The organism is Streptomyces sp. ASQP_92 (assembly GCF_025399895.1).
Taxonomy (GTDB): domain Bacteria; phylum Actinomycetota; class Actinomycetes; order Streptomycetales; family Streptomycetaceae; genus Streptomyces.
In genome coordinates this window covers 1-26,573 of sequence record NZ_JAODUA010000012.1, presented here as the reverse complement: position 1 = coordinate 26,573, position 26,573 = coordinate 1, and the positions used below count along the sequence as shown (strand labels likewise).

At 72.7% G+C, this 26,573-nt stretch carries 21 protein-coding genes; 15 read left to right on the top strand and 6 right to left on the bottom strand.

Annotated features, from left to right (window positions below):
* Positions 1-26: 26 nt before the first annotated feature.
* Positions 27-779 carry a TIGR03089 family protein gene (locus tag N4G70_RS23555; RefSeq protein WP_261714695.1) on the bottom strand — a complete coding sequence of 251 codons (753 nt, stop codon included), beginning with the start codon at positions 777-779 and terminating at the stop codon, positions 27-29.
* A 129-nt stretch (positions 780-908) separates the two neighbouring features.
* Between N4G70_RS23555 and N4G70_RS23550 the strand changes: the two genes are divergently transcribed.
* From N4G70_RS23550 to N4G70_RS23540, 3 genes are all read left to right on the top strand, one after another.
* A complete protein-coding gene (locus N4G70_RS23550) occupies positions 909-2,264 on the top strand; it encodes a peptidoglycan recognition protein (RefSeq protein WP_261714694.1) in 1,356 nt (451 codons plus the stop codon).
* Positions 2,265-2,373: 109 nt separating this feature from the next.
* On the top strand, positions 2,374-3,456 hold the full coding sequence (locus N4G70_RS23545; protein ID WP_261714693.1) for an NDP-sugar synthase: 1,083 nt from the start codon (positions 2,374-2,376) through the stop codon (positions 3,454-3,456).
* A 534-nt stretch (positions 3,457-3,990) separates the two neighbouring features.
* Positions 3,991-4,956 carry a DNA-3-methyladenine glycosylase gene (locus tag N4G70_RS23540; RefSeq protein WP_261714692.1) on the top strand — a complete coding sequence of 322 codons (966 nt, stop codon included), beginning with the start codon at positions 3,991-3,993 and terminating at the stop codon, positions 4,954-4,956.
* A gap of 46 nt (positions 4,957-5,002) precedes the next feature.
* Here the strand turns inward: N4G70_RS23540 and N4G70_RS23535 are convergent, their stop codons facing one another.
* Genes N4G70_RS23535 through N4G70_RS23525 form a run of 3 tightly spaced genes read right to left on the bottom strand, consistent with a single transcriptional unit; the run spans position 5,003 to position 7,790 of the window.
* Positions 5,003-6,295, bottom strand: a complete 1,293-nt coding sequence (locus N4G70_RS23535; protein ID WP_261714691.1) for a coenzyme F420-0:L-glutamate ligase — start codon at positions 6,293-6,295, stop codon at positions 5,003-5,005.
* A complete protein-coding gene (cofD, locus tag N4G70_RS23530) occupies positions 6,292-7,248 on the bottom strand; it encodes a 2-phospho-L-lactate transferase (RefSeq protein ID WP_261714690.1) in 957 nt (318 codons plus the stop codon). Before cofD ends, N4G70_RS23535 begins: the two co-directional genes overlap by 4 nt.
* A gap of 38 nt (positions 7,249-7,286) precedes the next feature.
* A complete protein-coding gene (locus N4G70_RS23525) occupies positions 7,287-7,790 on the bottom strand; it encodes a cysteine dioxygenase family protein (RefSeq protein WP_261714689.1) in 504 nt (167 codons plus the stop codon).
* Between the two features lie 708 nt (positions 7,791-8,498).
* Here N4G70_RS23525 and N4G70_RS23520 point away from each other — a divergent pair.
* From N4G70_RS23520 to N4G70_RS23510, 3 genes are all read left to right on the top strand, one after another.
* Positions 8,499-8,762, top strand: coding sequence for a WhiB family transcriptional regulator (locus N4G70_RS23520; protein ID WP_053723761.1), 264 nt, complete (start codon positions 8,499-8,501; stop codon positions 8,760-8,762).
* 246 nt (positions 8,763-9,008) lie between these two features.
* Positions 9,009-12,752: a glycosyltransferase gene (locus tag N4G70_RS23515; RefSeq protein ID WP_261714688.1), complete on the top strand. Its 3,744-nt coding sequence runs from the start codon at positions 9,009-9,011 to the stop codon at positions 12,750-12,752.
* The gene (locus N4G70_RS23510) at positions 12,749-14,302 is read left to right on the top strand and encodes a DUF5719 family protein (protein WP_261714687.1); all 1,554 of its coding nucleotides are present in this window, start codon (positions 12,749-12,751) and stop codon (positions 14,300-14,302) included. The genes N4G70_RS23515 and N4G70_RS23510 overlap by 4 nt, the downstream gene beginning before the upstream one ends.
* A 12-nt stretch (positions 14,303-14,314) precedes the next feature.
* On the opposite strand, the gene N4G70_RS23505 is transcribed toward N4G70_RS23510, so the two are convergent.
* The gene (locus tag N4G70_RS23505; RefSeq protein WP_261714686.1) at positions 14,315-14,791 is read right to left on the bottom strand and encodes a metallopeptidase family protein; all 477 of its coding nucleotides are present in this window, start codon (positions 14,789-14,791) and stop codon (positions 14,315-14,317) included.
* Positions 14,792-15,075: 284 nt separating this feature from the next.
* On the opposite strand from N4G70_RS23505, the gene N4G70_RS23500 reads away from it, so the two are divergent.
* From N4G70_RS23500 to N4G70_RS23465, 8 genes are all read left to right on the top strand, one after another.
* Positions 15,076-15,495: a DUF3499 domain-containing protein gene (locus tag N4G70_RS23500; RefSeq protein ID WP_120723060.1), complete on the top strand. Its 420-nt coding sequence runs from the start codon at positions 15,076-15,078 to the stop codon at positions 15,493-15,495.
* Positions 15,496-15,745: 250 nt separating this feature from the next.
* Complete coding sequence (locus N4G70_RS23495; RefSeq protein ID WP_261714685.1) at positions 15,746-17,107, top strand: phosphomannomutase/phosphoglucomutase; 1,362 nt, start codon at positions 15,746-15,748, stop codon at positions 17,105-17,107.
* Positions 17,108-17,405: 298 nt separating this feature from the next.
* Entirely contained in the window at positions 17,406-17,588 is a 183-nt protein-coding gene (locus N4G70_RS23490; RefSeq protein ID WP_261714684.1) for a Trm112 family protein, read from the top strand.
* A 64-nt stretch (positions 17,589-17,652) separates the two neighbouring features.
* Entirely contained in the window at positions 17,653-18,780 is a 1,128-nt protein-coding gene (locus N4G70_RS23485) for an SIS domain-containing protein (RefSeq protein ID WP_261714683.1), read from the top strand.
* 188 nt (positions 18,781-18,968) lie between these two features.
* The gene (gene manA, locus N4G70_RS23480; RefSeq protein ID WP_261714682.1) at positions 18,969-20,135 is read left to right on the top strand and encodes a mannose-6-phosphate isomerase, class I; all 1,167 of its coding nucleotides are present in this window, start codon (positions 18,969-18,971) and stop codon (positions 20,133-20,135) included.
* A 77-nt stretch (positions 20,136-20,212) separates the two neighbouring features.
* Positions 20,213-21,172 carry a cation diffusion facilitator family transporter gene (locus tag N4G70_RS23475; RefSeq protein WP_261714681.1) on the top strand — a complete coding sequence of 320 codons (960 nt, stop codon included), beginning with the start codon at positions 20,213-20,215 and terminating at the stop codon, positions 21,170-21,172.
* 309 nt (positions 21,173-21,481) lie between these two features.
* Positions 21,482-22,945 (top strand): adenosylhomocysteinase, encoded by a 1,464-nt coding sequence (gene ahcY, locus N4G70_RS23470; RefSeq protein ID WP_261714680.1) that lies wholly within the window; start codon positions 21,482-21,484, stop codon positions 22,943-22,945.
* A 246-nt stretch (positions 22,946-23,191) separates the two neighbouring features.
* The gene (locus N4G70_RS23465) at positions 23,192-23,812 is read left to right on the top strand and encodes a hypothetical protein (protein WP_261714679.1); all 621 of its coding nucleotides are present in this window, start codon (positions 23,192-23,194) and stop codon (positions 23,810-23,812) included.
* Positions 23,813-23,960: 148 nt separating this feature from the next.
* Here the strand turns inward: N4G70_RS23465 and N4G70_RS23460 are convergent, their stop codons facing one another.
* On the bottom strand, positions 23,961-25,109 hold the full coding sequence (locus N4G70_RS23460; protein WP_261714678.1) for an RDD family protein: 1,149 nt from the start codon (positions 25,107-25,109) through the stop codon (positions 23,961-23,963).
* 128 nt (positions 25,110-25,237) lie between these two features.
* On the opposite strand from N4G70_RS23460, the gene N4G70_RS23455 reads away from it, so the two are divergent.
* Entirely contained in the window at positions 25,238-26,245 is a 1,008-nt protein-coding gene (locus tag N4G70_RS23455; protein WP_261714677.1) for a stage II sporulation protein M, read from the top strand.
* Positions 26,246-26,573 lie beyond the last annotated feature (328 nt).

Sequence of the window (26,573 nt, the reverse complement as noted above, 5' to 3'; positions counted from 1 at the left end):
AGCACCTCGTCACCGAGGCGGGACGCTCACGGCGCGCGATGCGTGACCCGCTCGCTCTCGACCCGCTTCTCCAGCCCCCCGTCGGCGAGTTGGGCCAGGTTGCGGCAGAGCACGACCGAACCGCCCGAGGCGAGCGGGGCGTACAGGCCGCTCGCGAGTCCGGCCCAGCTGTCGTACGCCCGCGCCGAGAGCAGCCGCGCACCGGCGGCGAGGCCGAGGCCGGCGGCCTCCGCGCGGGCCCGCGTCACGAGTCCGGCGGCACTGAGCTCCTCGTCGTCCACGGCGAGCGCGGGGGCGTCCGGGTCGACGGGCGAGAACGGCGCGAACCGGTCGCCCTGGCCCGGCACCTCGACGGCGTAGTCCGCGAAGCCCGCGGGCGGCTGCGGGAAGCGTCCACCGAGCGGGCGCAGCGCGAGCGCCACCCGCTCGCCGGTGCAGGCACGGGCCTCCTCCAGGGTGTCGGGGCCGCTGACCACGAGGTCGGCCGCCGCCGGGTCGCCGCCGATCTCGACGGTGACGCCCACCGAGTGGCAGGCCATCAGCCACACCGCGCTCTGCCAGTGCGCCGGGAGCAGCAGCGCGAGCCGGTCGCCGGGCGCGGCGGCGAGGTCGCCCTGGAGCAGATTGGCGGTCTTGGCCACCCAATTGGCGAAGGTGGCGACGGACAGTTCCACGCGTTCGCCGGTGGCGTCGTCGTAGAAGGTGATCAGGGGGCGGCCCGGGTCCGCGGCGAGCGCGGATCGCAGCAGGTCGGCAGGGGTGCGGTCGCTGGCGTTCACGCGGGCAAGGCTACGCGGCGCGCCCGGGCGGCACCGGCGCCGGTGGGCCGGGTGCGTACACCGGTTTGGCCGACGACCCGTCAGGTCAGCAATGGACAGATTTGTACAAGTATGACCACGATCGTCACCATGCGTAGCTTCCTTGCGTCTTCGATCGGCGTCGCCGCTGTCGCGGCCCTCACCGTCCCCCTGGCGTCCATGGCGCCCGTCGCGGCGGCGCGTTCCGCCGCGGCCCCCGCCTCGGCGGAACTCGCCGGATCCACCCAGTCGCTGCCCATGGGGCCGCTGCCCGACACGGACCGGGCGGCGGGCGGCGCCACCCAAGAGGGCCTGACCCGGCGGGAGGTGCGGCCGTTCTCCCTGGTCGGCGTGGTCTGGGACAACGCCGACGACGAACTGCGCGGCAGCGTCCAGGTGCGCACCCGCTCCCGGGCGGGCGGAACCTGGTCCGCCTGGCAGGACCTGGAGACCCACAACCACGACCACGCCGCCGACCCCGGCACCGCCGAGGCCGAGCGCCCCCTGCACGGCTCCACCGCACCCCTGTGGGTGGGCGACTCGGACGCCGTCGAGGCACACGTACGGCCCAACGACCCGGAGGGTGAACTCCCCGGCGGACTGCGCCTCGACCTCGTCGACCCGGGCGCCGGACCGGCCGGGGGCGACGACGGCACCCGGGCCCTGCGAGAGCCCGATGTGCTGCCCGCCCTCGACCGGGCCGAGAGCCGGACCGAGGCGGAGGCGGCGATCGGGGCGGAGGCCGGGACCGGTGAGGTGATCGGGGCCGGTGAGGTGATCGGGGCCGGTGAGGCGGCCGAGTCCGACGATGCGGCCGGGGCCGGTGAGGTGGTCGGCTCGGCTACGCGGGCCCGTCCGTACATCGGGGCGCGGCCGCGCATCGTCACCCGCAAGGGCTGGGGCGCCGACGAGCGGCTGCGGGAGCGCGGCTTCGTCTACACCAAGAGCGTCAAGGTCGCCTTCGTCCACCACACCGCGTCCGGCAACGGCTACAGCTGCGCCCAGTCGGCCTCCGTCCTGCGCAGTATCTACCGCTTCCACGTCAAGAGCAGCGGCTGGCGGGACATCGGGTACAACTTCGCGGTCGACAAGTGCGGAAACATCTACGAGGGCCGCGCCGGGGGCGTCAGCAAGGCGGTGCTCGGCGCGCACACCCTCGGTTTCAACACCAACAGCACGGGCATCGCGGTCCTGGGCACGTACAACAAGACCAGCCCAACAGCCGCCGCCCTCAAGGCGGTTGAGCAACTCGCGGCCTGGAAGCTCGGTCTGTACGGGGTGAACCCGGCGGGCAAGAGCACGCTCGTCTCGGGCGGCGGCAACCGCTACAAGAAGGGTCGCAGCGTCAGGTTCAACGCCATCGCCGGCCACCGCGACGGCTTCGCCACCGACTGCCCCGGCGCGCGCCTGTACGGCAGGCTCGGCTCAGCCCGCGTCACCGCAGCCCACTACCAGGGCCGGCGCTGACCGGGGCGAATGCCGTCCGGGGGGTCTGCATACACTGGCCGGCCGGGAGTTCCGCCGAACGATGCGACGGAATCCGAAGGCCGGCCCCAGCAGGAAGCAGAGACGACAGGTGACAGAAGCGATCCTCCTTGTCGGCGGCAAGGGCACCAGGCTGCGCCCGCTCACGGTGAACACGCCCAAGCCGATGGTTCCGGCGGCCGGGGTCCCCTTCCTGACCCACCAGCTGGCGCGGGCCCGTGCGGCGGGCGTCGACCACATCGTTCTGGCCACCTCCTATCTGGCCGAGGTGTTCGAGCCGTACTTCGGGGACGGCTCGGCGCTCGGCCTCTCCCTCGAATACGTCACGGAGGACGAGCCGCTCGGCACCGGCGGCGCGATCCGCAACGTGGCCTCGCGGCTGCGCTCCGGGCCCGACGAGCCGGTCCTGATCTTCAACGGCGACATCCTGACGGGCCTGGACATCAGGGCGCTGGTGGACACCCACGGCGCGTCCGGCGCGGACGTCTCCCTGCATCTGACCCGGGTCGACGACCCGAGGGCGTTCGGCCTGGTCCCCACGGACGAGACCGGCCGGGTCACGGCGTTCCTGGAGAAGCCCCAGACGCCGGAGGAGATCGTCACCGACCAGATCAATGCCGGGGCGTACGTGTTCCGGCGCTCGGTGATCGACGAGATCCCGCGGGGTCGTCCGGTCTCGGTGGAACGCGAGACCTTCCCCGGCCTGCTGGCACGCGGGGCCCACCTCCAGGGGATGGTGGACTCGACGTACTGGCTGGACCTGGGCACCCCCCAGGCCTTCGTCAGGGGCTCGGCGGACCTGGTGCTCGGCCACGTCCCTTCCCCCGCCGTCCCGGGCCGCTGCGGCGACCGCCTGGTCCTGCCGACGGCCCGGATTGCCCCCGACGCCAAGCTGACCGGCGGCACGGTGGTGGGCCGCGGGGCGGTGGTGGGCGAGGGCGCGCGCATCATCGGCAGCACGATCCTGTCCGACGCGGTCGTCGACCCCGGAGCGGTGATCACGGACTCCCTGGTCGGCGTGGGCGCGCACATCGGCTCCCGCACGGTGCTCGAGGGGGCGGTGGTGGGGGACGGGGCGGTCGTCGGCCCCGACAACGAGTTGCGTGCGGGGGCGCGGGTGTGGTGTGACGCGGTGCTGCCGGGGGGTGCGGTCCGCTTCTCCTCGGACCAGTAGCCCGCGCTCCGGGCCGCGGCCGGGACCCGCTCGCGCGGGCGTGGCGTGGCGTGGCGTGACATGGGGTGCGAGGCTTTCCGCGCAGTTCCCCGCGCCCCTCACCCCTCTGGATCCTGCGGGCCGTGGTCGCTTTTCGCGCAGTTCCTCGCGCCCCTGGGACCCCGTTTTCGTCTGCGGGCCGCGGGGGGCTTTTCGCGCAGTTCCTCGCGCCCCTTACCCCTCTGGGTCCTGCGGACCGCGCCCGCTTCTCGCGCAGTTCCCCGCGCCCCCAAAACCCGCCTTCGTCCGCGGACCGTGCCCGCTTCTCGGGCAGTTCCTCGCGCCCCCAAAACCCGCCTTCGTCCGCGGATCGTGGTCGCTTCTCGCGCAGTTCCCCGCGCCCCTTAGCGGTGCTGGTGCTGGCCCGCATCGGGCATTTCAGCCCGTCCGGCGTTTGAGGACGAGCGCCGTTCAGGCGCGAACGGGGTCTGGGGCGGAGCCCCAGGGGGCCGGGGCGCGTAGGCTCGGGGGGCAGCCCATCCCCGAGGAACGACCGTGGCAGGACGATTCACCCCCCGCACCCCCACCCTCCGCACCCCCACCCCCCGCCCGGCAGGGCAGACCCGGGTATGGGTGACCCGCAGGGGCCCCCTCGACCTGCCCCTCACCCTCGGCCCCCTCAGACGCGGCCCCGGCGACCCCACCTACCGCACCACCCCCGACGGCGCCGTATGGCGCACCTCCCGCACCCCCGCCGGCCCCGCCACCCTCCGCGTGACCGCCGTCAAGGACACCGCGCACGCCGAGGCGTGGGGCGCGGGCGCGGAGTGGATGCTGGAGCAACTCCCGGCGATGCTGGGTGAGTTGGACGACCCGGAGGCCTTCGAGCCCCGCCACCGCCTCCTCGCGGAGACCCACCGCAACCGCCCGGGCCTGCGCCTGACGCGTACCGGCCTGGTCCTGGAGTCACTGATTCCGTCCGTCCTGGAACAGAAGGTCACCGCGACCGAGGCCTACCGCGCCTGGCGGCTCCTGGTGCGGGGTTTCGGCGAGCCCGCCCCCGGCGCCCCCGAGGGCATGTATGTGATGCCCGACGCCCGGCAGTGGGCGATGATCCCGTCCTGGGAGTGGCACCGCGCCGGCGTCGACTCCAAGCGCTCGGACACCGTCATGCGCGCCGTGCGGGTGGCCCGCCGCATGGAGGAGGCCGCCGGGATGGAGCAGACGCAGGCCGCCGAGCGGCTCCGGCTCATCCCCGGCATCGGCCCCTGGACGGCCGCCGAAACCCTCCAACGGGCCATCGGCGCACCCGACTTGGTGACGGTCGGAGATCTCCACCTGCCCGGCATCATCGGCCACGCCCTGGCCGGCAACCGCGACGCCGACGACGAGGAGATGCTGGCCCTGCTCGAACCGTACGCGGGCCAGCGCCACCGGGCCGCCCGCCTGATCCTGCTCAGCGGACGCATCCCGCCGCGCCGGGCCCCCCGCTTCCAGCCCAACAACATCGCCCGCCTGTAGGGGAGTTGGGCGCGGGAGCGCAGGGGATTCGGGCCCCGGCGCCCGCTCAGCGCACCTCGATGAACGCCGACGCCTCACGCTCCGGGCGCTCCCGGGGCGGCTCGGCCGCGTGACCGACGGCCACCGCGCCCATCGGGTCCCACCCGGCGGGCAGGTCCAGGACGTCGCGTACGACATCGCGGCAGAACATCGTCGAGGACACCCACGCCGAGCCGAGCCGCTCACCCGCGAGGGCCACCAGGAAGTTCTGTACGCCGGCGCCCATGGCGACCACGAACATCTCGCGCTCGGCGCCGTCGCGCCGCGCGTCGCCGTAGTGGTGCGCGCCGTCCGTCACCAGGCAGGGAACCACCAAGTACGGTGCCGCGCGCAGGACTTCGCCCCGCGCGACCCGCTTCGCGATCGACTCCTCGGACTTGCCGTCGCGGCGTAGGTCACCGATCCAGGCGTCCCGCATCGCGTCGACCAGCCGGGTGCGGGACGCGCTCGATTCGAGCAGCACGAACCGCCAGGGCGTGGTGTGGTGCGGGGCCGGCGCGGTCACCGCCGCCGCCACCGCGCGCCGCACGGCCCCCGGGTCGACCGGCTCGTCCGTGAAGGCCCGTACCGTACGCCGCTGGGTGACCGCCTCCCGTACCGCCTCGGAGGTGCCCAGGCGGAACATGTCGTCGGCCGCGGCGCGCACCATCTCGCGGGCCGAACCGTCGCCCGCGAGGTGTCCCAGGCCGCGGACCACGGCGACCGGGAGCCCGCCCGCCTTGCCCTTCACCAGGTCGCCCGCCGCGGCCAGTTCGTCGGCGAGCGAGATCACCGTCGCGCTCAGCGGATTGCCGTGCGCGTCCGTGCCGCCGCGCAGGTCGTCCAGGACGCGTACGCCGCTGGCGCCGATCGCCACGTCGGTGAGGCCGTTGCGCCAGGGCCGGCCGAAGGTGTCCGTGACGATCACGCCGACCTCGACGCCGAGCGCGGCACGCAGCCCGGCCCGGATCGCAGCCGCCGAGGCGTCCGGGTCCTCGGGCAGCAACAGGACCGTCCCGGCCGGGGTGTTGGAGGCGTCCACGCCCGCCGCGGCCATGATCAGGCCCTGCCGGTTCTCGACGATGCGCAGGGTGCCGCGTCGCGCGACCACCCGTACCGTCTCGGCGTCGATGGCCGCCTCGCGGTCGGCGGCCTCGGTGATCCGGCCCTCCGCCTTGGAGACGATCTTCGAGGTGACGAGCAGGATGTCGCCGTCGGCGAGGCCGGGCTCGGCCGCCGCGATCAGCTTGGCGAGGTCGTCGCCGGGGCCCACCTCGGGCAGCCCGGGCACCGCCCACACCCGGAAGGAGGCAGGGCTCACGCGCGGACCTCCTCGGCGAGGGTCAGCGCCTCGCGGGCCATCGCGGCCGTCGCGTCCAGGTCACTCATCATCAACGGCACCGCGCGGCAGCGGATGCCCGCCTCCTCGACGCGGGCGGTCGAGGCCGCGTCCACGGTGTCGACCAGCCAGCCGTCGAGCAGGCCCGAACCGTAGTGCTCGGCGACCGCCGCCGCCGTGGACTCCACGCCGACCGCCGCGAGCACCTTGTCGGCCATGCCGCGCACCGGGGCGTCCCCGACGATGGGGGACAGGCCCACCACCGGCACCCCCGCCTCGGCGATCGCCTCGCGGATGCCGGGCACGGCCAGGATGGTGCCGACCGAGACGACCGGGTTGGACGGCGGGAAGAGGATGACGTCGGCCGAGGCGATCGCCTCGAGGACACCGGGCGCGGGCTTGGCCTGCTCGGCGCCGACCGGCACGACGGCCTGCGCTTCCACGGAGGCCCGCAGCTTCACCCAGTACTCCTGGAAGTGCACCGCCCTGCGCTCGCCGTCCACATCGATGGCGACATGGGTCTCGACGCGGTCGTCGGACATCGGGATGAGGCGGACACCGGGCTGCCAGCGCGCGCACAGCGCCTCGGTGACGGCGCTCAGCGGGTAGCCCGCGCCGAGCATCTGCGTACGGACGATGTGGGTGGCGAAGTCGCGGTCGCCGAGCCCGAACCACTCGGGCCCGACCCCGTACGCGGCGAGCTCCTCCTTCACGGTGAAGGACTCGTCCGTACGCCCCCAGCCCTGCTCCTCGTTGATGCCACCGCCCAGGGTGTACATCACGGTGTCCAGGTCGGGGCAGACCTTCAGGCCGAACAGGTGGATGTCGTCGCCGGTGTTGCCGATGACGGTGATGTCCGCGTCGGGGGCGGCGGACTTGAGACCACGGAGGAAGCGGGCACCACCGATGCCGCCTGCCAGAACCACAATGCGCATGCGGACAGTCTGTCAGGCCGGGCGTGGCCCCCGAGCGCTCAGGCCGGTACGGCGTTCTGGGCCGCCCGGGAGGCCTGGGCGGGGTGCATCGGCATGTCGGTCAGGCCGGGGTAGTAGATGTGCAGGCTCACGGCCGGTTCCAGGGAGTCGTTGACGACGTCGTGGGCGTAGCCCGGCGCGAACACCCGCTGGGACCCGGCGGCCAGGCTCCGTACGCCGCGCTCGGTGTGCTCGGTCAGCTCGCCGTCCAGGACGGTCAGCACGCCCGAGGACGCGCCGTGGTCGTGGGCGCCGCTGCCCTGACCGGGCACCCAGGAAAGCAGCCAGACCTCGTAGCCGGGCCCGGTGCGCAGCCGGTGGTACCAGCGCGAGACGGCGTCGTACTGGACGAGGTGGGCCCACTGGGAGCGGTCGGCGGCGATGGCACGGGCGAGTCCGGCGAACTCGGCGACGGTTGCGGGGTGCTCACGGGCGGGCTGGAGGAGGTGCTGGACCTCCAGGATGTCGCCGGCGATCTGGAGGTCGCTGTGGCTGCTGTTCATGGTGCGGGGGTTCCTCGGCAGGAGCGCTGGGGTGTCGCAGATGAGGTGTCTCGTGGAGACGCGGCCGCCCGGACGCGTGGCGTCTCAGGGGTGGCGGGGGGAGAAGCTGGATCGCACGGGAAAGCGGTGCGGGATCAACAGCTCGAACAGCAACAGCGCGCCTGGACAGCGCTGCGGAACCCACGGACGTGGGTCGCTCGGTGCGCTGTGGTCGCTGACATGCGATCCAGGAGACCGGCTCATGAGTCTGTTGTCAACTCAATGACCGATTTGGCGGCATTGTTTCACCTCATCCGGTTACTGGGGCCGGAGAAAGGTTTGTGCAGTCCTGAGGCGGGAGATGTGGCGCAGCAGACGGGCAATCAAACGTCGTCATTTTCTCGTGATCCGAATGTGATCCGGGCCGCTTTCGGGGTACCGGGCGCAACAAGATCAACACTCGTCTCGTCCTCCCCTCTGGTTGCACTCGAACGGGAACCGGGCGGATCGGCGCGAGAGGTGGTGGCGTGAGCCAGTGGCATGTGTCACCTTTTGGCTGATTTGAACACTTTCCGCAAAGCCTTGGTTCCGCAGAGTGAATACGGGACCCAATAGCAGATCTCGGCTTGACTCGCCCGGATCCGCACACTTGTAATTTCACTCGTGTCGTTCGGCCGGTTTCGGTAACGGCAACATCACGGGGCAGCAAAAGACAGACGAGGGGCGCACATGACCGAGCTGTTTCAGGAACTGCTGGTCGACGAGGCCGAAGAGGAGCTCGGCTGGCAGGAACGGGCCCTCTGCGCCCAGACCGACCCCGAATCCTTCTTCCCCGAAAAGGGCGGCTCCACCAGAGAGGCGAAGAAGGTCTGCCTCGCCTGCGAAGTGCGTTCGGAATGCCTCGAGTACGCACTCGCCAACGACGAGCGGTTCGGTATCTGGGGCGGCCTGTCCGAGCGCGAGCGCCGGCGTCTGAAGAAGGCCGCCGTCTGAGGCCGGAGAAGTCCGCCGCCCGACCCTCGGCGACCACCCCGGGCACCCCAAACCGCCCAACTCCGTACACAACCAACGGTCCGCCGTCTGCGCCCCGCTCGCAGACGGCGGACCGTTTGTGTGGCAGCCGTTAGTGTGGGGCGCTGTCCACGGCACTCCGGTCACGTCAGAGCCCGTCTCACAACACCGGCCGCGCCGACCGCAGTCAGCACAGCAGCCTTCCGGGGCGGAGGGGCCCGTACCTCGATGTCCGTGCACAGCCAGTCGACGGCCCCGTACGAGGCGGCCACGACTCCCGAGTTCCCCCGCCATGTCGTCACCGCCGTCCTCGTCTCGCACGACGGCGCACGCTGGCTCCCCGACGTCCTGGCCGGACTCCTCGGCCAGGAACGCCCCGTACAGAACGCCTACGCCGCCGACACCGGCAGCGCCGACGACTCCGCGCGCCTGGTCACCGAGGCCCTCGGCGCCGAACGCGTCCTGCACCTCGCCCGCCGCACCGGATTCGGCGCCGCCGTCGAGGAGGCGGCCCGCACCGCGCCCGTGCTCGGCCCCGAGGAACTGGCCTACCTCAAGCGGCCCAGCGGCTGGGACCCCGTCTCGCGCACCTGGCGCGACGACAGCTACGACCTGCCCGAACTCCCGCACGGCGAGCCCGTGCAGTGGCTCTGGCTGCTCCACGACGACTGCGCGCCCGAGCCCGACGCGCTCGCCGAACTGCTGCGCGTCGCCGACTCCAACCCCCAGGCCGCGATCGTCGGCCCCAAGCTGCGCGGCTGGTACGACCGCAAGCAACTCCTCGAAGTCGGCGTCTCCATCGCCCACAGCGGGCGCCGCTGGACGGGTCTGGACCGGCGCGAACAGGACCAGGGCCAGCACGACCAGGTCCGCCCGGTCCTCTCCGTGTCGTCCGCGGGCATGCTGATCCGCCGCGACGTGTGGCAGGAACTCGGCGGCTTCGACCGAAGACTGCCCCTCATGCGAGACGACGTCGACCTGTGCTGGCGCGCCCACGCGGCCGGACACACCGTTCTGGTCGCCCCCGACGCCGCGGTCCGCCACGCGGAGGCCGCCGCCCGCGAACGGCGCACCGTCGACTGCGCGGGCCGCTCGGTCGTCAACCCGCACCGGGTCGACAAGGCCGGCGCCGTCTACACCATGCTCGTCAACTCCCGCCCCGCGCTGCTCCCTTACGTGTTCCTGCGCATCGTGGTCGGCACGGTCCTGCGCACCGTCGCCTACCTCCTGGGCAAGGTGCCGGGCCAGGCCGTCGACGAGGTCATGGGCCTCTTCGCCACCCTGCTGCGGCCCGGCCGGATCCTCGCCGGACGCAAGAAGCGCGGCAAGAGCGGCGTCGAGGCCGGCGAGCTGCGCCCCCTGTTCCCGCCGCCCGGCGCCACCATCCGCGCCACCGTCGAATCGGTGGCGGGCAGCCTCGGCGCGGGCACCGAGGACACCGGCGGCTCCCGGCACGGCGCCGTCGAATCGGGGCCCGGCGGCGACGACGCCGACTTCCTGGAGATCGAGCAGTTCGCCCGCCTCAAGAAGATCGCCCGCAAACCCGCGCCGGTCCTGTTCGCGCTCCTCCTGGTCGTCTCCCTGGTCGCCTGCCGCAATCTGCTCGGCGGCGGCACCCTCATGGGCGGCGCCCTGCTGCCCGCGCCCGACCACATCGGCAACCTGTGGGGCCGCTACGCCGACGCCTGGCACCCCATCGGCGCCGGCGGCACCCAGACGGCCCCGCCCTACCTCGCGATCCTCGCCGTGCTGTCCGCGCTCTGCTTCGGCTCCACCGGCTTCGCGCTGACCCTGCTCCTGGTCTGCTCGGTCCCGCTGGCCGGGCTCACCGCCTACTTCGCCTCCCGCCCCCTCGTCGCCTCGCGCCAACTGCGCGCCTGGGCGGCCATCGCCTACGCGTTCCTGCCCGCCGCCACCGGCGCGCTCGCCGCGGGCCGGCTCGGCACCGCCGTCCTCGCGATCCTGCTGCCGCTGATCGCCCGGGCCGGTGTGTCGGCCGCCGGGTTCCGCGGCGACGGGGCGCGCGGCAGCTGGCGCGCCACCTGGACGTACGCACTGCTCCTGACCGTCGCGACGGCGTTCACCCCCGTCGTATGGCCGCTCGCGGTGCTGCTCGGCCTCGGCGTGCTCGTGCTGCGCCGGAGCGACATCACGGCGTACGGGCTGCGCCTGCTGGCCGCCGTCGGCACCCCTGTGCTGATGCTCGCGCCCTGGTCGCTCACCCTGCTCACCGCGCCGTCCGGCTTCCTCAAGGAGGCGGGCCTGGAGTACGGCGACGGCTCGGCCGGTGCGCTCGACCTGCTCGGGGCCAGTCCCGGCGGGCCCAAGACGGTCGGCGGGCTGCTCCTCATCGGCATCGTCGGGGCGGCGCTCGCCGCGCTGCTCCGCGAGGAGCGCGCCTTCGCCATCCGCGCCTCCTGGGTCGTCGCGCTGACCGGATTCCTCTTCGCGGTCCTGGCGAACCGGAGCGCCTGGGCGGGCCCGGCCACCCTCGTGTACGGGCTCGCGCTGCTCGCCGCCGCCTCGCTCGGCGCCGAGTACGGCCGCACCCGCGTCGCCGGGCACGGCTTCGGCTGGCGCCAGCCGGTCGCCGCGCTGATCGCGCTCGCGGCCGCGCTCGGCCCGGTGTACAGCGCCGCGCACTGGATGATCGGCGGCGCCGACGGCCCGCTGAAGCGACGCAACCCCGTACAGGTGCCGGCGTTCGTCGCCGAGGAGAGCGGCACCCGTGACCAGGCCCGCACCCTGGTCCTCGGCGGCACCTCGCCCGCCAAGGTCGCCTACACCCTGGTCAGGGGCTCCGGCGCGCAGCTCGGCGACGCGGAACTCGCCGCGTCCGGCAGCGGCGACGCCCGGCTGGGCAAGGTCGTCTCCAACCTCGTCGCGGGCTCCGGCGCCGACCAGTCGAGCCAGCTCAGCGGATTCGCCGTGCGCTATGTGTTGGTCCGCGACGGCGCGCCCCGCGCGTTCGCCCGCACCTTGGACTCGACACCCGGTCTTACCCGGCTCAGCCAGCTCGACGGCAGCGCGCTGTGGCGGGTGGACCGCCAGGTCGCCCGCGCGGTGATCGTCCCGGCCAAGGGCGGCGAGACCCTGCCGGTCGCCGCCGACCCCGTCGAGATCCACACCACCGTCCCGGCCGGCGAGGCGGGCCGCGTCCTGCGGATCGCCGACACGGCGGCCCCCGGCTGGAGCGCCACCCTCGACGGCAAGGCGCTCAAGAAGACCACCGTCGACGACTGGGCCCAGGGCTTCGAACTCCCCGCCGGGGCGGGCCGCCTGAACGTCACCTATGACGCCCCGTTCACCCACACGGTGTGGATCTGGACCCAGGCCGCGCTCGCCCTCGTCCTGCTCGTGCTGGCCCTGCCGGGCCGGCGCCGGGAGATCGACGACGACCTGCCCGAGCCGGAGCAGGCCCCGGCCGCCGTCCCGGCGCAGCCGGTCGCCGGTGAGGGCAGGCGGGCCCGCAGGCTCCGCGCCCAGGCCGAGGCCGAAACCGAGGGCTCGTCCCCCGAGCAGCCGGCCCGCCCGGCCGAGGTGCCCCAGCAGCCCGCGTACGGGGAATGGGAAACGGCGCAGTACGCCACCGCCTCCCCGGCCGACACCGCGGAGCACGACCAGCAGGCGCGGCAGAGCTACGACCCGTACCAGCAGCACTACCCCGGCTACCAGCAGTACCCCGACGGCCAGTACGCCGACGGCCAGTACACCCAGGCGTCCTATCCCGAGCAGCACTACCCGGACGGCTCGTACCCCCGAGTCCCCGATGGCGAAGGGCAGTTGGGGGAGCAGCAGTACGGCGACGGACAGTACGGCGGCGGGCAGGGCGGCGCGCAGGCGTATGACCCCTACGCGCAGCCGGACGCCCAACAGCCGCCGCCGGAGGGCTCGTACGACCCGTACGGCTACGGGTACCCGCCCGAGCCGCCCGAGCAGCAGCCGCACCGCCCCGACGGGAGTCAGCAGTGAAGCGCACCACCCTCTCCCTCGCCGCGGGGGCCGTCGCGCTGGCCGCGCTGACCGGCTTCGCCTCGCTCACCGCACCCGCGGGCCCGGCCGACACCTCCGCCACGTCCCCGGCGCGCCTGCCCGTCGAACGCTCCAGCCTGCTGTGCCCGGCGCCCAGCAACTCCGACCTCGCCCAGACGACGTACACGGCGGTCACCCCCAAGTCCCCGGCGCAGGGCGCCCCACAGGGCAAGCCGGCCACGGCGACCCTGACCCCGGCGGTCCCGCCGCCCGCCGACTCCGGCGCCCCCTCGACCGGCAAGGCCAAGGACGGCAAGGACAAGAAGGCGTCCACGAAGCCCGCCTCCGACAAGCCGGTCATCTCCCTCAAGGAGCCCGGCAAGCCCGTCGCCACCACCGTGTCCGGCGCCGACGCGCCCGCCCTCACCGGCTCGGCCGACGGATCGCTGGCCCCGGGCTGGGCCGCCCAGCAGACCACCCAGATCACCGGTGGTGTCGGCCGCGCCCTGCTCGGCATCGCCTGCTCCGCGCCGGACGCCGACTTCTGGTTCCCCGGCGCGTCCACGGCCAAGGACCGCCAGGACTACGTCCACCTCACCAACCCGGACGACACCGCGGCCGTCGCCGACATCGAGCTCTTCGGCAAGGACGGTCCCCTCAAGGCCGACGTCGGCGAGGGCATCACGATCCCCGCCAAGTCGAGCGTTCCCGTTCTCCTTTCCACCCTGACCGGCACGGTGGCCGACGATCTGACGGTGCATGTCACGACCCGGGCGGGCCGGGTCGGCGCGGCGGTGCAGGCCACCGACGCGAAGGCGGGCGCGGACTGGCTGGCCGCCTCGGCGGACGCGGCCCCCACCCAGGTGCTGCCGGGCATCCCGGCAGACGCCACCGACGTACGCCTGATCGTGCACGCCCAGGGAGCGGACGACGCGGACCTCAAGGTGAAGCTGGCGAGCAAGGGGAGCAGCTTCACACCGGTGGGGCTGGACAGCGTCCATGTGAAATCGGGGATGACGGCGTCCTTCGATCTCAAGAACGTCACGAGGGGCGAGTCGGGTTCCCTTGTGCTCAGCCCGGTTTCGGACGGTGGCACTCCGGTTGTCGCGGCGCTGCGCGTGGTCCGGGGCACGAGCGACAAGCAGGAGGTCGCCTTCATCCCGGCGACCGCTCCGGTGGGCACGCGCGCGACGGTCACGGACAACCGCGCCAAGGCCTCGACGCTCACCCTGACGGCGCCCGGCGCCAAGGACGCCACGGTGAAGGTCACCTCCTCCGCCGGCACCGAGGGGGGCGAGCCGCAGTCCAAGACGTACACCGTTAAGGCGGGCACCACCCTCGCCGTCGACCCGCCGGCCCCTCAGGGCCTCAAGGGCTCCTACGCGCTGACCATCGAGCCCGACGCGAACGGCGGCCCCGTCTACGCGGCGCGCACGCTGGCGATCACCCAGGACGGCGTCCCGATGTTCACGGTGCAGACCCCGGCCGACGACAAGGGCACGGTCGCGGTGCCGGCCGCCGCCCAGGACCTCTCGGTCCTCGGGAAGTAGCGGGCCTCGCGCTCACTCCTGCCCGTACCGGGGGTCGACCGACTCCGGTGCCAGACCCAGGAGTTCGGCGACCTGCTCGACCACGACCTCGTGGACGAGCAGGGCCCGCTCGTCCCGGTTCTTGGTGCGGATCTCCACCGGCCTGCGGTAGACCAGGATCCGGGCGGGCCGGTCCTTGCCGGCCGCGACCGCGCGCCCGAGGGGCACCGCCTCGTCGCTCCAGGCCTCGGGCTCCCCGTCGTCCTCGGCGGTGGGGGCGTCCTTGAACGGCACGTCGCTGATCAGGAACTCCACCTCCGCGAGCTGCGGCCAGCGGCGCTCCAGGCGCTCCACCGAGTCGAGCACGAGATCGCGGAAGGTCTCGGCCCTGCTGACCGAGAGCGGCACCTGCGGCGGTGCCACGGGCCCGCGCATGCCACGGCCGTGCCGGTCGCGGCGCCGGGGCCCCGAACGGGAGCCAGTACCTTCGGCTGAACTGGAACTGTCCATCACTGACGCAGCGTAGCCCTCCGGGGCCGGTGAGGATCGCGGCGACGGCCCCGGAGGGCGCAAGTCGGGGCTCTGTCGCCGGATGACCATTTCGGCCGCGGGAGTGAGCGGTTACCGGCCCGCTCGATGGCGACGATTTGATGTGCTTTGACCGGATCATTCTCAAGTGGCGCCCGCCAGAAGGCGGGTAAGGGCCCGGTGCCCTCTGTTCCCGTGCAGGTCAGCGCAGTTGCCCGGACGGTCCCTGTGCCCGAGCTCACAGTGCGACACGGGGGAGTGAGCTGGTGGAGAGTCGTCGCGGCCCGGTCAAGAGTGCGGTACCGTCCAACGTCGTGAGCCCTGTACGTCGCTGTTCGCGCACCGCGTGCGGCCGCCCTGCCGTCGCGACACTGACGTACGTCTACGCGGACTCGACCGCAGTTCTCGGTCCGCTCGCCACCTACGCCGAGCCCCACTGCTACGACCTGTGCGCCGAGCACAGCGAGCGGCTGACCGCACCCCGTGGCTGGGAGGTGGTCCGGCTGACCGACGCCTCCGCCCCGTCCCGCCCCAGCGGCGACGACCTGGAAGCGCTTGCCAACGCCGTACGCGAGGCCGCCCGCCCCCAGGAGCGCGCCGCCGAGGCCGGCGGAGCGCGCGCGGCGGACCCCGTCGAGGTCGGCCGCCGAGGCCATCTCCGCGTCCTGCGCTCGCCCGAGTCCTGACGTCGGACACCCGGGCCCTTCCGGCCTCCGGCACCCGCGCCTTTCCCGCCGTCCCCTTCCTCTCGTTCCTCGCGTTCCTCGCGCCGTTCTCGGCCCCTGCCCCGAACCCCCGGACACCGCCGCCGAGTTGGCGCGGTCGTTTCCGGGTCCACCGAAGCTGTGCCCTGTTCCCAGGCGGCGCCCGGTAGTTTGGGAGACCGGTCGGCGCCCCGGGGAGGGTGTCGGCAAGGACATCAGGGAAGGCTGGGCCGTGGCTGTTGATCTGTCGCAGATCGTGAAGGCGTACGACGTCCGCGGAGTGGTGCCGGATCAGTGGGACGAGTCCCTCGCCGAGCTGTTCGGCGCCGCTTTCGTCACCGTGACCCAGGCCGACGCGATCGTCGTCGGCCACGACATGCGCCCCTCGTCGCCCGGCCTCTCGGCGGCCTTCGCGCGCGGAGCGTCCGCCCTGGGCGCGGACGTCACCCTCATCGGCCTGTGCTCCACCGACCAGCTCTACTACGCCTCGGGCGCCCTGGACCTGCCGGGCGCGATGTTCACCGCCTCGCACAACCCGGCCCAGTACAACGGCATCAAGATGTGCCGCAAGGGCGCGGCCCCGGTCGGCCAGGACACCGGCCTCGCCGAGATCCGCGCGCTGGTCGAGCGGTGGTCCGAGCAGGGCGCGCCCGCCGTGGCCGCGAAGGCGGGCACGATCGTCGAGCGCGAGACGTTGACGGACTACGCGGCCCATCTCAAGGCCCTCGTCGACCTCTCCGCCATCCGCCCCCTCAAGGTCGTGGTCGACGCGGGCAACGGCATGGGCGGGCACACCGTGCCCACCGTGTTCGAAGGCCTGCCCCTGGACCTGGTGCCGATGTACTTCGAGCTGGACGGCACCTTCCCCAACCACGAGGCCAACCCGCTCGACCCGGCCAACATCGTGGACCTCCAGGCCCGCGTCATCGCCGAGGGCGCCGACCTCGGCCTCGCCTTCGACGGCGACGCCGACCGCTGCTTCGTCGTCGACGAGCGGGGTGAGCCCGTCTCGCCCTCCGCGATCACCGCCCTGGTCGCGGCCCGCGAACTCGCCCGCCACCCCGGCGGCACGGTGATCCACAACCTGATCACCTCCTGGTCCGTCCCCGAGGTCGTCCGGGAGAACGGCGGCACCCCCGTCCGCACCCGGGTCGGCCACTCCTTCATCAAGCAGGAGATGGCGGCCACCGGAGCGATCTTCGGCGGCGAGCACTCCGCGCACTACTACTTCGCCGACTTCTGGAACGCCGACACCGGCATGCTCGCCGCGCTGCACGTCCTGGCCGCGCTCGGCGGCCAGGAGGGCACCCTGTCCGCGCTCGTCGCCCAGTACGACCGCTACGCGGGCTCGGGCGAGATCAACTCCACGGTCGACGACCAGACGGCCCGCGCGGCCGCGGTCCGCGCCGCCTACGAGGGCCAGGACGGCCTCACCCTGGACGAGCTCGACGGCCTGACCGTCACCGCCCAGGACTGGTGGTTCAACCTGCGCGCCTCCAACACCGAGCCCCTGCTCCGCCTGAACGTGGAGGCCCGCGACGCCGCGACGATGGCCAAGGTCCGTGACGAGGTCCTGGCGATCGTCCGCGGCTGACGACGGTCGTGACGCGGGCGGCCGGCCGATGCGGTGGGTGCGGGTGGCCGGCCGGCGCCGGCCTCGCTCCGGACGGCCTCCCGTTTCGTTCACGGAGGCGGCCTCCATGGGGGACGGCTCCCGAGCGCCCCGGAGCCCTCTCCCGGACCTCCCTCACCGCCCGCCGAACCGCTCCCTTCATCGCGCACGCACCCCACCGACCCCGGCGGTAGGCTGACCTGGCCCGACCCCCGCGCGCGTGCTGCCGTACGCGTACGGCAGCAGAACCACGGAACGACGAACCGCCGAAGGGAACCCCATGCCGCTCGAAGCCGGCCTCCTCCAGATCCTCGCCTGCCCGGCGTGCCACGCCCCGCTCCGCGACGAGACCTCGGCGGACGAGCCCGAGCTGATCTGCACCGGCAAGGACTGCGGCCTGGCCTCCCCGGTGCGGGACGGCATCCCGGTCCTCCTGGTGGACGAGGCCCGCCGCCCCGCCTGACGCAGGGTGCGGGTCCCGCCCGCGCAGTCCCGGTAACCCCAAGCAGAGCCGGAGGCCCACCCCCATGCTCGACGAGTCGCTGCTCGACGATCCGGAAGCCCTCGCCAGGGCCGACCGCCGTGGGCTGCTGCGCGGCGCCGCGGAGGCGGGCGCCCGCGTCCGTACCGCGGCCCGGCACGCCACCGAGGCCGGCATCGCCGAGCTGAAGCCGGAGGGCCGCCCCCGGTCGGTGCTGATCGCAGGACCCGGCACCGCCGCCGCGGGGGTGGCCGATCTGATCACCGCGCTCGCGGGCGCCTCGGCGCCGGTCACGCGCCTGGAGTCCACCGGCGTCGCGCCCGCGGCCGGCGCGCTCCGCTGGACCCTGCCGGGGTGGGCGGGCTCCGTCGACCTGCTCCTCATCACCACCCCCGACGGCACCGAGCCGGGCCTGGCCCTCCTCGCCGAGCAGGCCTACCGCAGGGGCTGCAACGTCGTCGCGGTCGCCCCCGAACGCTCCCCGCTCGCGGAGGCCGTGGACGGGGTGCACGGCCTGCTCGTCCCGATGGCGTCGGGCCCCTTCGAACCCGACGAGGCGGAGATGTCCGCCGCGAGCCCCGGCGCGCTGTGGTCGCTGTTCACGCCGCTGCTCGCGCTGCTCGACCGGGTCGGCCTGCTCAGCGCGCCCCCCGAGACGATCGAGAAGATCGCCGCCCGGCTCGACCGCACCGCGGAACGCTGCGGCCCGGCGATCGCCACCTACGGCAATCCCGCCAAGACGCTCGCGGCCGAGCTCGCCGAGTCGCTGCCGCTCATCTGGACCGAGGGTGTGGGCGCGGCTCCGGCCGGGCGCCGGTTCGCCGCCGTGCTCAGCGAGCTGTCCGGCCACCCGGCGCTCGCCGCCGCGCTGCCCGAGGCGCTGCCCGCCCACGGTGTGCTCCTGGCGGGCACGCTCGCGGCCGGCGCGGACCCCGACGACTTCTTCCGCGACCGCGTCGACGAGCCGGAGCGGCTGCACGCCCGGATCGTCCTGCTGCGCGACCGTCCCACCGGCGGCCTCTCGGCGGCCCCGGCCGCACGTGAACTCGCGCTCACCCACGACACCCCGATCAGCGAGCTCGAACCCGAGGAGGGCAACGAGCTCGAATGCCTCGCGGAACTCCTCGCCATCACCGACTTCGCGACGGTCTACCTCACCATCGCCTCGACCTGACCACGGCTCGCCACCCCGGCCCGCCCCCAGCCCGCCCCGACCTGACCCACGGCCCCACCGGAACCCCATCGCCCCGACCCGCCCCCGACCGCGCCGGACGGGCCGGGGCCGGCCGCAGGCAAGGGGCAGGCCTCCGGCGGGCGGCCGAGCTACGTCTCCCGGCACCGAAAGGGATCACAGGACCACCCATGGACCGTCTCACCAACACCATCCGCCCCTACGCCTGGGGCTCCACCACCCTCATCCCGGAACTCCTCGGCATCGACCCGACCGGTCGGCCCCAGGCCGAGATGTGGATGGGGGCCCACCCCGGGGCGCCTTCCCGGCTCGACCGTGGCGCAGGCGAGACATCGTTGTCAGACGTGATCGCGGCGGACCCCGCGGGCGAACTGGGCCGCGCCGCGCTCGCCCGCTTCGGCCCGCGCCTGCCCTTCCTGTTCAAACTCCTCGCCGCCGGGGCGCCCCTCTCCCTCCAGGTCCACCCCGACCTCGCGCAGGCCAAGGAGGGGTACGAGAACGAGGAGCGGGCCGGAATCCCCCTCGACGCCCCGCACCGCAACTACAAAGACGCCAACCACAAGCCCGAACTCATCTGCGCGCTCACCCCGTTCGAGGGCCTGTGCGGCTTCCGCGACCCGGAGGAGAGCGCGCGGGTGCTGGCCGCCCTGGAGGTCGACTCGCTCAAGCCGTACGTGGACCTGCTGCGCGCCCACCCCGCCGAGGCGGCCCTGCGCGAGGTCCTCACCGCCGTGCTGACCGCCGACCGTCACGAGATGGCGGCGACGGTGACCGAGCTGGCCGCCGCCTGCACACGCCTGGGCGGCGCGCAGTACGAGGCCTACGCCTCCCTCGCACACCACTTCCCGGGCGATCCGGGGGTCCTCGCGGTGACCCTGCTCAACCATGTCCAACTCCAGCCCGGCGAGGCCCTGTTCCTCGGCGCCGGGGTGCCGCACGCCTACATCGGCGGCCTGGGCGTGGAGATCATGGCCAACTCCGACAACGTCCTGCGCTGCGGCCTGACCCCCAAGCACGTCGACGTCCCCGAACTGCTCCGCGTCGTCCGCTTCGAACCGACCGACCCCGGCGTGCTGCGCCCCGAGGCCTCGCCGACCGGGGAGGAGCTGTACGAGACCCCGATCGACGAGTTCCGCCTGTCCCGTTTCGTACGGGCCGAGGGCGCGGCCCCCACCGAACTGACCGCCGCCACCCCGCAGATCGTGCTCTGTACCGCGGGCAACCCCACGCTCGGGGGATTGACACTGACCCCGGGGGAAGCCGTATTCGTACCCGCCGAGGAGCGGGCCGAGCTGACCGGGGCGGGAACCGTGTTCCGCGCCACGGTCGTTGCCTGATGTAACAATGTGCCGCCGCGGGGTCCGGCACCGGCCGGCCCCGCCAGGGCAACCGACGAAGGGAAGACGGCACCTCCATGAGCGCGTCAGGCGGAACCAAGGCCATCGTGGCGGCACTGAGCGCCAACCTCGCCATCGCGGCCGCGAAGTTCGTGGCGTTCCTGTTCAGCGGTTCGTCGTCGATGCTCGCGGAGAGCGTCCACTCGCTCGCCGACTCCGGCAACCAGGGCCTGCTGCTGGTCGGCGGCAAGAAGGCCCAGCGCGAGGCGACCCCGCAACATCCCTTCGGCTACGGCCGCGAGCGCTACATCTACGCGTTCCTGGTCTCGATCGTGCTGTTCTCCGTCGGCGGCATGTTCGCCGTCTACGAGGGCTACGAGAAGATCAAGAACCCGCACGCGATCGAGGCCTGGTACTGGCCGGTCGGGGTCCTGGTGTTCGCCATCGTCGCGGAGGGCTTCTCCTTCCGTACGGCGATCAAGGAATCGAACGTCACCCGGGGCGGCCTGTCCTGGAAGGAGTTCATCCGCCGGGCCAAGGCGCCCGAGCTGCCGGTCGTCCTGCTGGAGGACTTCGGCGCGCTGGTCGGCCTGGCCCTGGCCCTCGCGGGTGTCGGCATCGCGCTGGCCACCGGCAACGGCGTCTGGGACGGCATCGGCACGCTCTGCATCGGCATCCTGCTGATCCTCATCGCGCTCGTCCTGGCGGCGGAGACCAAGTCGCTGCTCCTCGGCGAGTCCGCGGGTACGGACGAGGTCGAGAAGATCAAGGCGGCCATCGTGGACGGCTCCGCGGTGACCTCCGTCATCCACATGCGCACGCTCCACCTGGGTCCCGAGGAACTCCTGGTGGCAGCCAAGATCGCCGTCCAGCACGACGACACGGCCCAGGAGATCGCCACCGCGATCAACGCGGCCGAAGCCCGCATCCGCGCGGCGGTCCCGATCGCCAGGGTCATCTACCTGGAGCCGGACATCTACAGCGCGGAAGAAGCCGCGGCGGGCCCCGATCCGCTGGCCACGCCGGGCGGTCGCTGACCTGCGGCCGGGCCGCCCGGCCCGGGAGCGCCCGTCGGCCCCTTCCGCCCGGGCCGCCGCCGTCCCGCTTTTCGACCGGCGCCTCTGGCCAGGCAGGCTGGGGCTCGCTGGGCCGATCGGTGTAGATTCGTGACCAGAGCCAGACGTCGCTGCTGATGGCGGTCGGTCGGTCCCCCGTGGACCCGGCCGAGGGAGAGAGGGCCTCCGACGGACTGCGCTGCGAGCGCGTTCGGGCACTCCCATGCCCATCGCCGCGCCCGCAGACCAGCCGTACCCACCCTCGCCACCAACCCACGAGGAGCAGCCCGCATGACGACTGTCACCACCGGCGCCGGCCAGGACTTCAAGGTCGCCGACCTCTCCCTCGCCGCCTTCGGCCGCAAGGAGATCACCCTCGCCGAGCACGAGATGCCCGGCCTGATGTCGATCCGCAGGGAGTACGCCGCCACGCAGCCGCTCGCCGGCGCCCGCATCACCGGCTCGCTGCACATGACCGTGCAGACCGCCGTGCTGATCGAGACCCTGGTCGCCCTCGGCGCCGAGGTCCGCTGGGCTTCCTGCAACATCTTCTCCACCCAGGACCACGCTGCCGCGGCCATCGCGGTGGGCCCGAACGGCACTCCGGAGGCCCCCGCCGGCGTCCCGGTCTACGCCTGGAAGGGCGAGACCCTCGAGGAGTACTGGTGGTGCACGGAGCAGGCGCTGACCTGGCCGAACACCCCCACCGGCGGCCCGAACATGATCCTGGACGACGGAGGCGACGCCACCCTCCTGGTGCACAAGGGCGTCGAGTTCGAGAAGGCCGGCGTGGCCCCGGACCCCGCGACGGCGGACTCCGAGGAGTACGCCCACATCCTCACGCTGCTGAACCGCACCCTGGGTGAGAACCCCCAGAAGTGGACCCAGCTCGCCTCCGAGATCCGCGGCGTGACGGAGGAGACCACCACCGGTGTCCACCGCCTGTACGAGATGATGCGCGACGGCGTCCTCCTCTTCCCGGCGATCAACGTGAACGACGCCGTGACGAAGTCGAAGTTCGACAACAAGTACGGCTGCCGCCACTCCCTGATCGACGGCATCAACCGCGCCACCGACGTCCTCATCGGCGGCAAGACCGCGGTCGTGTGCGGCTACGGCGACGTCGGCAAGGGCTGCGCCGAGTCCCTGCGCGGCCAGGGCGCCCGCGTCATCATCACGGAGATCGACCCCATCTGCGCCCTCCAGGCGGCGATGGACGGCTACCAGGTCACGACCCTGGACGAGGTCGTCGACAAGGCGGACATCTTCATCACCACGACGGGCAACAAGGACATCATCATGGCCGCCGACATGGCCAAGATGAAGCACCAGGCGATCGTCGGGAACATCGGCCACTTCGACAACGAGATCGACATGGCCGGCCTGGCCAGGATCCCCGGCGTCGTCAAGGACGAGGTCAAGCCCCAGGTGCACACCTGGACCTTCCCCGACGGCAAGGTGCTGATCGTCCTGTCCGAGGGCCGCCTGCTGAACCTCGGCAACGCGACGGGTCACCCCTCCTTCGTCATGTCCAACTCCTTCGCGGACCAGACGCTGGCCCAGATCGAGCTGTTCACCAAGCCGTCCGAGTACCCGACCGATGTCTACGTGCTGCCCAAGCACCTCGACGAGAAGGTCGCCCGCCTCCACCTGGACGCGCTGGGCGTCAAGCTCACCGAACTCCGCCCGGAGCAGGCCGCGTACATCGGCGTCGAGGTCGACGGTCCGTACAAGCCGGACCACTACCGCTACTGAGCCCCGACACCCCGAGGACCACAGGGCCGCGGACTTTCCGTCCGTAGAGCCAACAGGCCCTGTGGTCACCGGAGTTGACGGCACCGCCGACCCGGCCTCAGCGGCACTCGGGCTCCACCGGTGCGTCATCGGCAGCCATCGGTAGCCATCGGTACTGAGGCAGGCCCCCGCACCCCCGTGACGGGGGCCTGCCCCATACCGCTCCACACCGAGTCAGCGCCCGATCTCCGAGGACCCCGAGACCCCATGCCCCGCGGCCGGTATTCGCTTCACGATCCCCACGACCACACCCCTCTCGGCGAAGAACACTTCCACTGCGCGCCCGGCCCCTCCGGCTGGCGCTACGTGTCCCAGCGCACCACCCCCTCCGGAGACCACGCGGGCTCCGTGGACCTCGCACTCGACGAACTCGGGCGCCCGATCCGCCTCGAACTCCATGCCGCGGCCTGGCAGGTACGAGGCGCCGCGCTCGACGGCGTCACCTGGGTCCGTACGGACCCTTCCGGGACCCAGGCCACCGAAGGCAATGTGCGCGCCCATGCCTTCGCCGGCGGTTCCCCCGCGTTTCTCGTCGCCACCTCCCGTCTGCTCCGGCTCACCCCCCAGTCCCCGACGACGCGCGTCCGCCTCGTCACCTTCACGGACCCGGTCCTCGCCCCCCGCACGATCGACCAGTCCTGGGCCCTGCTGAAAAGTGAAGCGCACGCCACTGACAATGGCCCCCTGATCGTGGACGAGTACCAGGTCAGCGCCCTGGACACCGGTGAGCAGCACACCGTCCACATCGCGGGTGACGTGGTCCTCGCGGCGCCCGGCATCGAGCTGGAATCCCTGGAATCCCCACCCTCGACGTTCCCTGCGCCGTAGCCGCCCGGCCCGCCCGCCGAGCAACGCGGGCCCCGTCCCGGCCGGCTGTTCCAGCAAGGCGGCGTAGCGAACCCGCGGACCGTGCGGGCAGCGCCGACCAAGCCCACCGAGGCCGCTGGCCTGGGCGGGCGGCCCGAACTCAGCGGGCCTAGGCGGGCGGCGCGAACCCCGTCACGCGCACGGCGCCCTGGGCGCCGCCCTCTGCCGAACGCTCCGCGGAGCCGTCCGGCACGTGCGACCGCGCCGAGCCGTCCGACCCATCCCTAAGTTCCAGCCCACCCGGATCACCGGCACCACCGGCCCCACCCGAAGCGGACCGGCCCAACGGACCCCAGCCATGGGCGGGTTGAACTGGTTGAGCGGGCTGCGGAGCAGCTCCCGCGGCGAAGCCATGACCCGCCCCCGGAACCGGCGAGTAAACCGGCGCAGCTCCCGAACCAGGAGCCCCCGCGCCACCTCCCGAACCCTGAACGCCTGCTGCCACCCACGCCGCCTGAGCCCCCGGCGCCGCCATCGCACCCTGCATCCCCGGACCCACGCCGGGGCGTACCCCACCGAACGCCCGCCGCGCATCACGGGCCTGACGCTCACTCACCACAGCGGCCAAATACGCGGCAGGCGGCACGCCTCCGGGCAGGGGAGCCCCCGTGCAGGCGGCCATGTCCTCGGCCAGGCGCACCGCCATCGTCCAGCTCACCTGCGGATCGAGTTGCCGCATCCGCGTCAGGTACTGGCGCACCGCGAGCCACAGCCCGTCCGGTACGCGTGACAGATCAAGCCCGGCGAAGCGCCCCACGAGCCAGGGCGGGGGTGGCGGAACGGCCGCGGCCCACCCCGACGAAACCCGCTCGCGCACGACCAGCGTCCCCGCGAAGACATCCCCGAGGCGCCGCCCACGCGCGGAGACGAGCGACGCGATACAGCCCACGACCCCGAACGTCATCAGAATCTCGACGACCCCCATGGCCCCGCGCACCAGCGCGTGCCGGAAGCGGATCGGCCCGCCGTCGTCCCGCACCACCCGCAAACCGCAGGCCAGCTTCCCCAGTGACCGCCCGTGCGACAGCGTCTCGACGGCGATGGGCGCCCCGACCAGTACGAGCAGGAAGAGGGTCACCGCTATCGCGGCCTGGGCGGCGTCATCCATGGAAGCGGTGGCGAACAACATGAGCAGCGAGACCAATATGTAGGCCGCCCACACCACCGCGAGATCGATCACCAACGCCAACGCCCGACTCGGCAACCGCGCGGGCCGCAGCCCCAGTACGACCGCATCCCCCGTGACCAGCGCGCTCACCCGATACCCCACCCTCCACAGACGACGACCTTCCCCACCCTTCGGTGCCCCCAGTCTGCCAAGCTGGCCCGCAACGCGTCGCAGTAGTACGGACCGTACGCACCCAGTGCCTGGAGCAGCAGCAGAACATGGACCTCGACGTCTTCGTGACCGCCCACCACGCGGAGTGGGACCGCCTCGAACACCTCCTGCGCCGCGGCCGGCGCCTCACGGGAGCCGAGGCGGACGAGCTGGTGACGCTCTACCAGCGCACCTCCACCCACCTCTCCCTCATACAGACGACCACCCCGGACCCCCAGCTCACCGGCCGCCTGACCCAACTGGTGGCCCGCGCACGCTCCACCGTGACCGGCACCCGCCGCGCGAGCTGGCGCGACGCGGCACGCTTCCTCACGGCGGGCTTCCCCGCGGCCGTCTACCGCTCCCGCCGTTGGTGGATTCCCACGGCTCTGGTGTCCATCGCTGTCTCCGTGGTCATCGGCTGGTGGATCGGCACCCACCCCGAGGTGCAGTCCGCGCTCGCCGCTCCTGACGCCCTGCGCCAGATGACGCGGCCTGGCGGCGAGTACGAGACCTACTACTCAAGTCACCCGGCCGCGTCCTTCGCGGCCCAGGTGTGGACGAACAACGCCCAGGCCACGGCGATGTGCCTGGTCCTGGGCGCGTTCCTCGGCATCCCGGTCCTGTGGATCCTGCTGCTCAACATGCTCAACCTGGGCGTCGGCATCGGCCTCATGTCCTCCGCCGGCCGCCTCGACACCTTCCTCGGCCTGATCCTTCCGCACGGCCTCCTGGAGCTGACGGCCGTGTTCGTCGCCGCGGGTACGGGCCTGCGCCTGGGCTGGACCGTGGTGGACCCGGGCCCGCGGACGCGTCGAGCGGCCCTGGCGGAGCAGGGCCGGGCGGCGCTGGGCATGGCGATCGGACTGGCCCTGGTGCTGTTCGTCTCCGGGATGATCGAGGGCTTCGTAACCCCGTCCGGCCTGCCCACCTGGGCCCGTATCGCCCTGGGCATCACCGCCGAGCTGGCGTTCCTGGCCTACGTGTACCTCCTGGGCGGCCGAGCCGCCCGGGCCGGAGAGGCGGGCGACGTCGAGGAAACGGGCCGCAGCGCCGAACTCCCGACGGCCGCGTGATGTGCGTACGACGCCTCTGACCTGCTACTGTCCCCTTCGCCCACCAAAACCGTTGACACGGTCGGCGTGGGGAGGTAGATTCAAACGGTTGCCTCGGACTGGACAAGCCCGAGCGCACTGGCTAACATCTCTCTCGCTCTCCCCGGAAATTGAATTTCCGCGCGATGAGCCCTCCGATTCACCATTCGAAGCACAAGAAGCCGATTCGATCGGCTGAATGGCTTCTGATAGAGTCGGAATCGCCGAAAAGGAAAAGCGAAAGCCAAAACCAATTCGGGAGCCCGCTCCAGCGGGTGGCAGAAACGGAAATCGGATCTGCTAAGCTGGA

What these genes read in the sequence shown, in the direction of transcription:
- N4G70_RS23550 (WP_261714694.1), top strand. Translation starts at nt 909, where the DNA reads ATGCGTAGCTTCCTTGCGTCTTCGATCGGCGTCGCCGCTGTCGCGGCC.
- cofD (WP_261714690.1), bottom strand. Translation starts at nt 7,248, where the DNA reads ATGCGCATTGTGGTTCTGGCAGGCGGCATCGGTGGTGCCCGCTTCCTC.
- N4G70_RS23525 (WP_261714689.1), bottom strand. Translation starts at nt 7,790, where the DNA reads ATGAACAGCAGCCACAGCGACCTCCAGATCGCCGGCGACATCCTGGAG.
- N4G70_RS23520 (WP_053723761.1), top strand. Translation starts at nt 8,499, where the DNA reads ATGACCGAGCTGTTTCAGGAACTGCTGGTCGACGAGGCCGAAGAGGAG.
- N4G70_RS23515 (WP_261714688.1), top strand. Translation starts at nt 9,009, where the DNA reads ATGTCCGTGCACAGCCAGTCGACGGCCCCGTACGAGGCGGCCACGACT.
- N4G70_RS23505 (WP_261714686.1), bottom strand. Translation starts at nt 14,791, where the DNA reads ATGGACAGTTCCAGTTCAGCCGAAGGTACTGGCTCCCGTTCGGGGCCC.
- N4G70_RS23490 (WP_261714684.1), top strand. Translation starts at nt 17,406, where the DNA reads ATGCCGCTCGAAGCCGGCCTCCTCCAGATCCTCGCCTGCCCGGCGTGC.
- N4G70_RS23485 (WP_261714683.1), top strand. Translation starts at nt 17,653, where the DNA reads ATGCTCGACGAGTCGCTGCTCGACGATCCGGAAGCCCTCGCCAGGGCC.
- manA (WP_261714682.1), top strand. Translation starts at nt 18,969, where the DNA reads ATGGACCGTCTCACCAACACCATCCGCCCCTACGCCTGGGGCTCCACC.
- N4G70_RS23475 (WP_261714681.1), top strand. Translation starts at nt 20,213, where the DNA reads ATGAGCGCGTCAGGCGGAACCAAGGCCATCGTGGCGGCACTGAGCGCC.
- ahcY (WP_261714680.1), top strand. Translation starts at nt 21,482, where the DNA reads ATGACGACTGTCACCACCGGCGCCGGCCAGGACTTCAAGGTCGCCGAC.
- N4G70_RS23465 (WP_261714679.1), top strand. Translation starts at nt 23,192, where the DNA reads ATGCCCCGCGGCCGGTATTCGCTTCACGATCCCCACGACCACACCCCT.
- N4G70_RS23455 (WP_261714677.1), top strand. Translation starts at nt 25,238, where the DNA reads ATGGACCTCGACGTCTTCGTGACCGCCCACCACGCGGAGTGGGACCGC.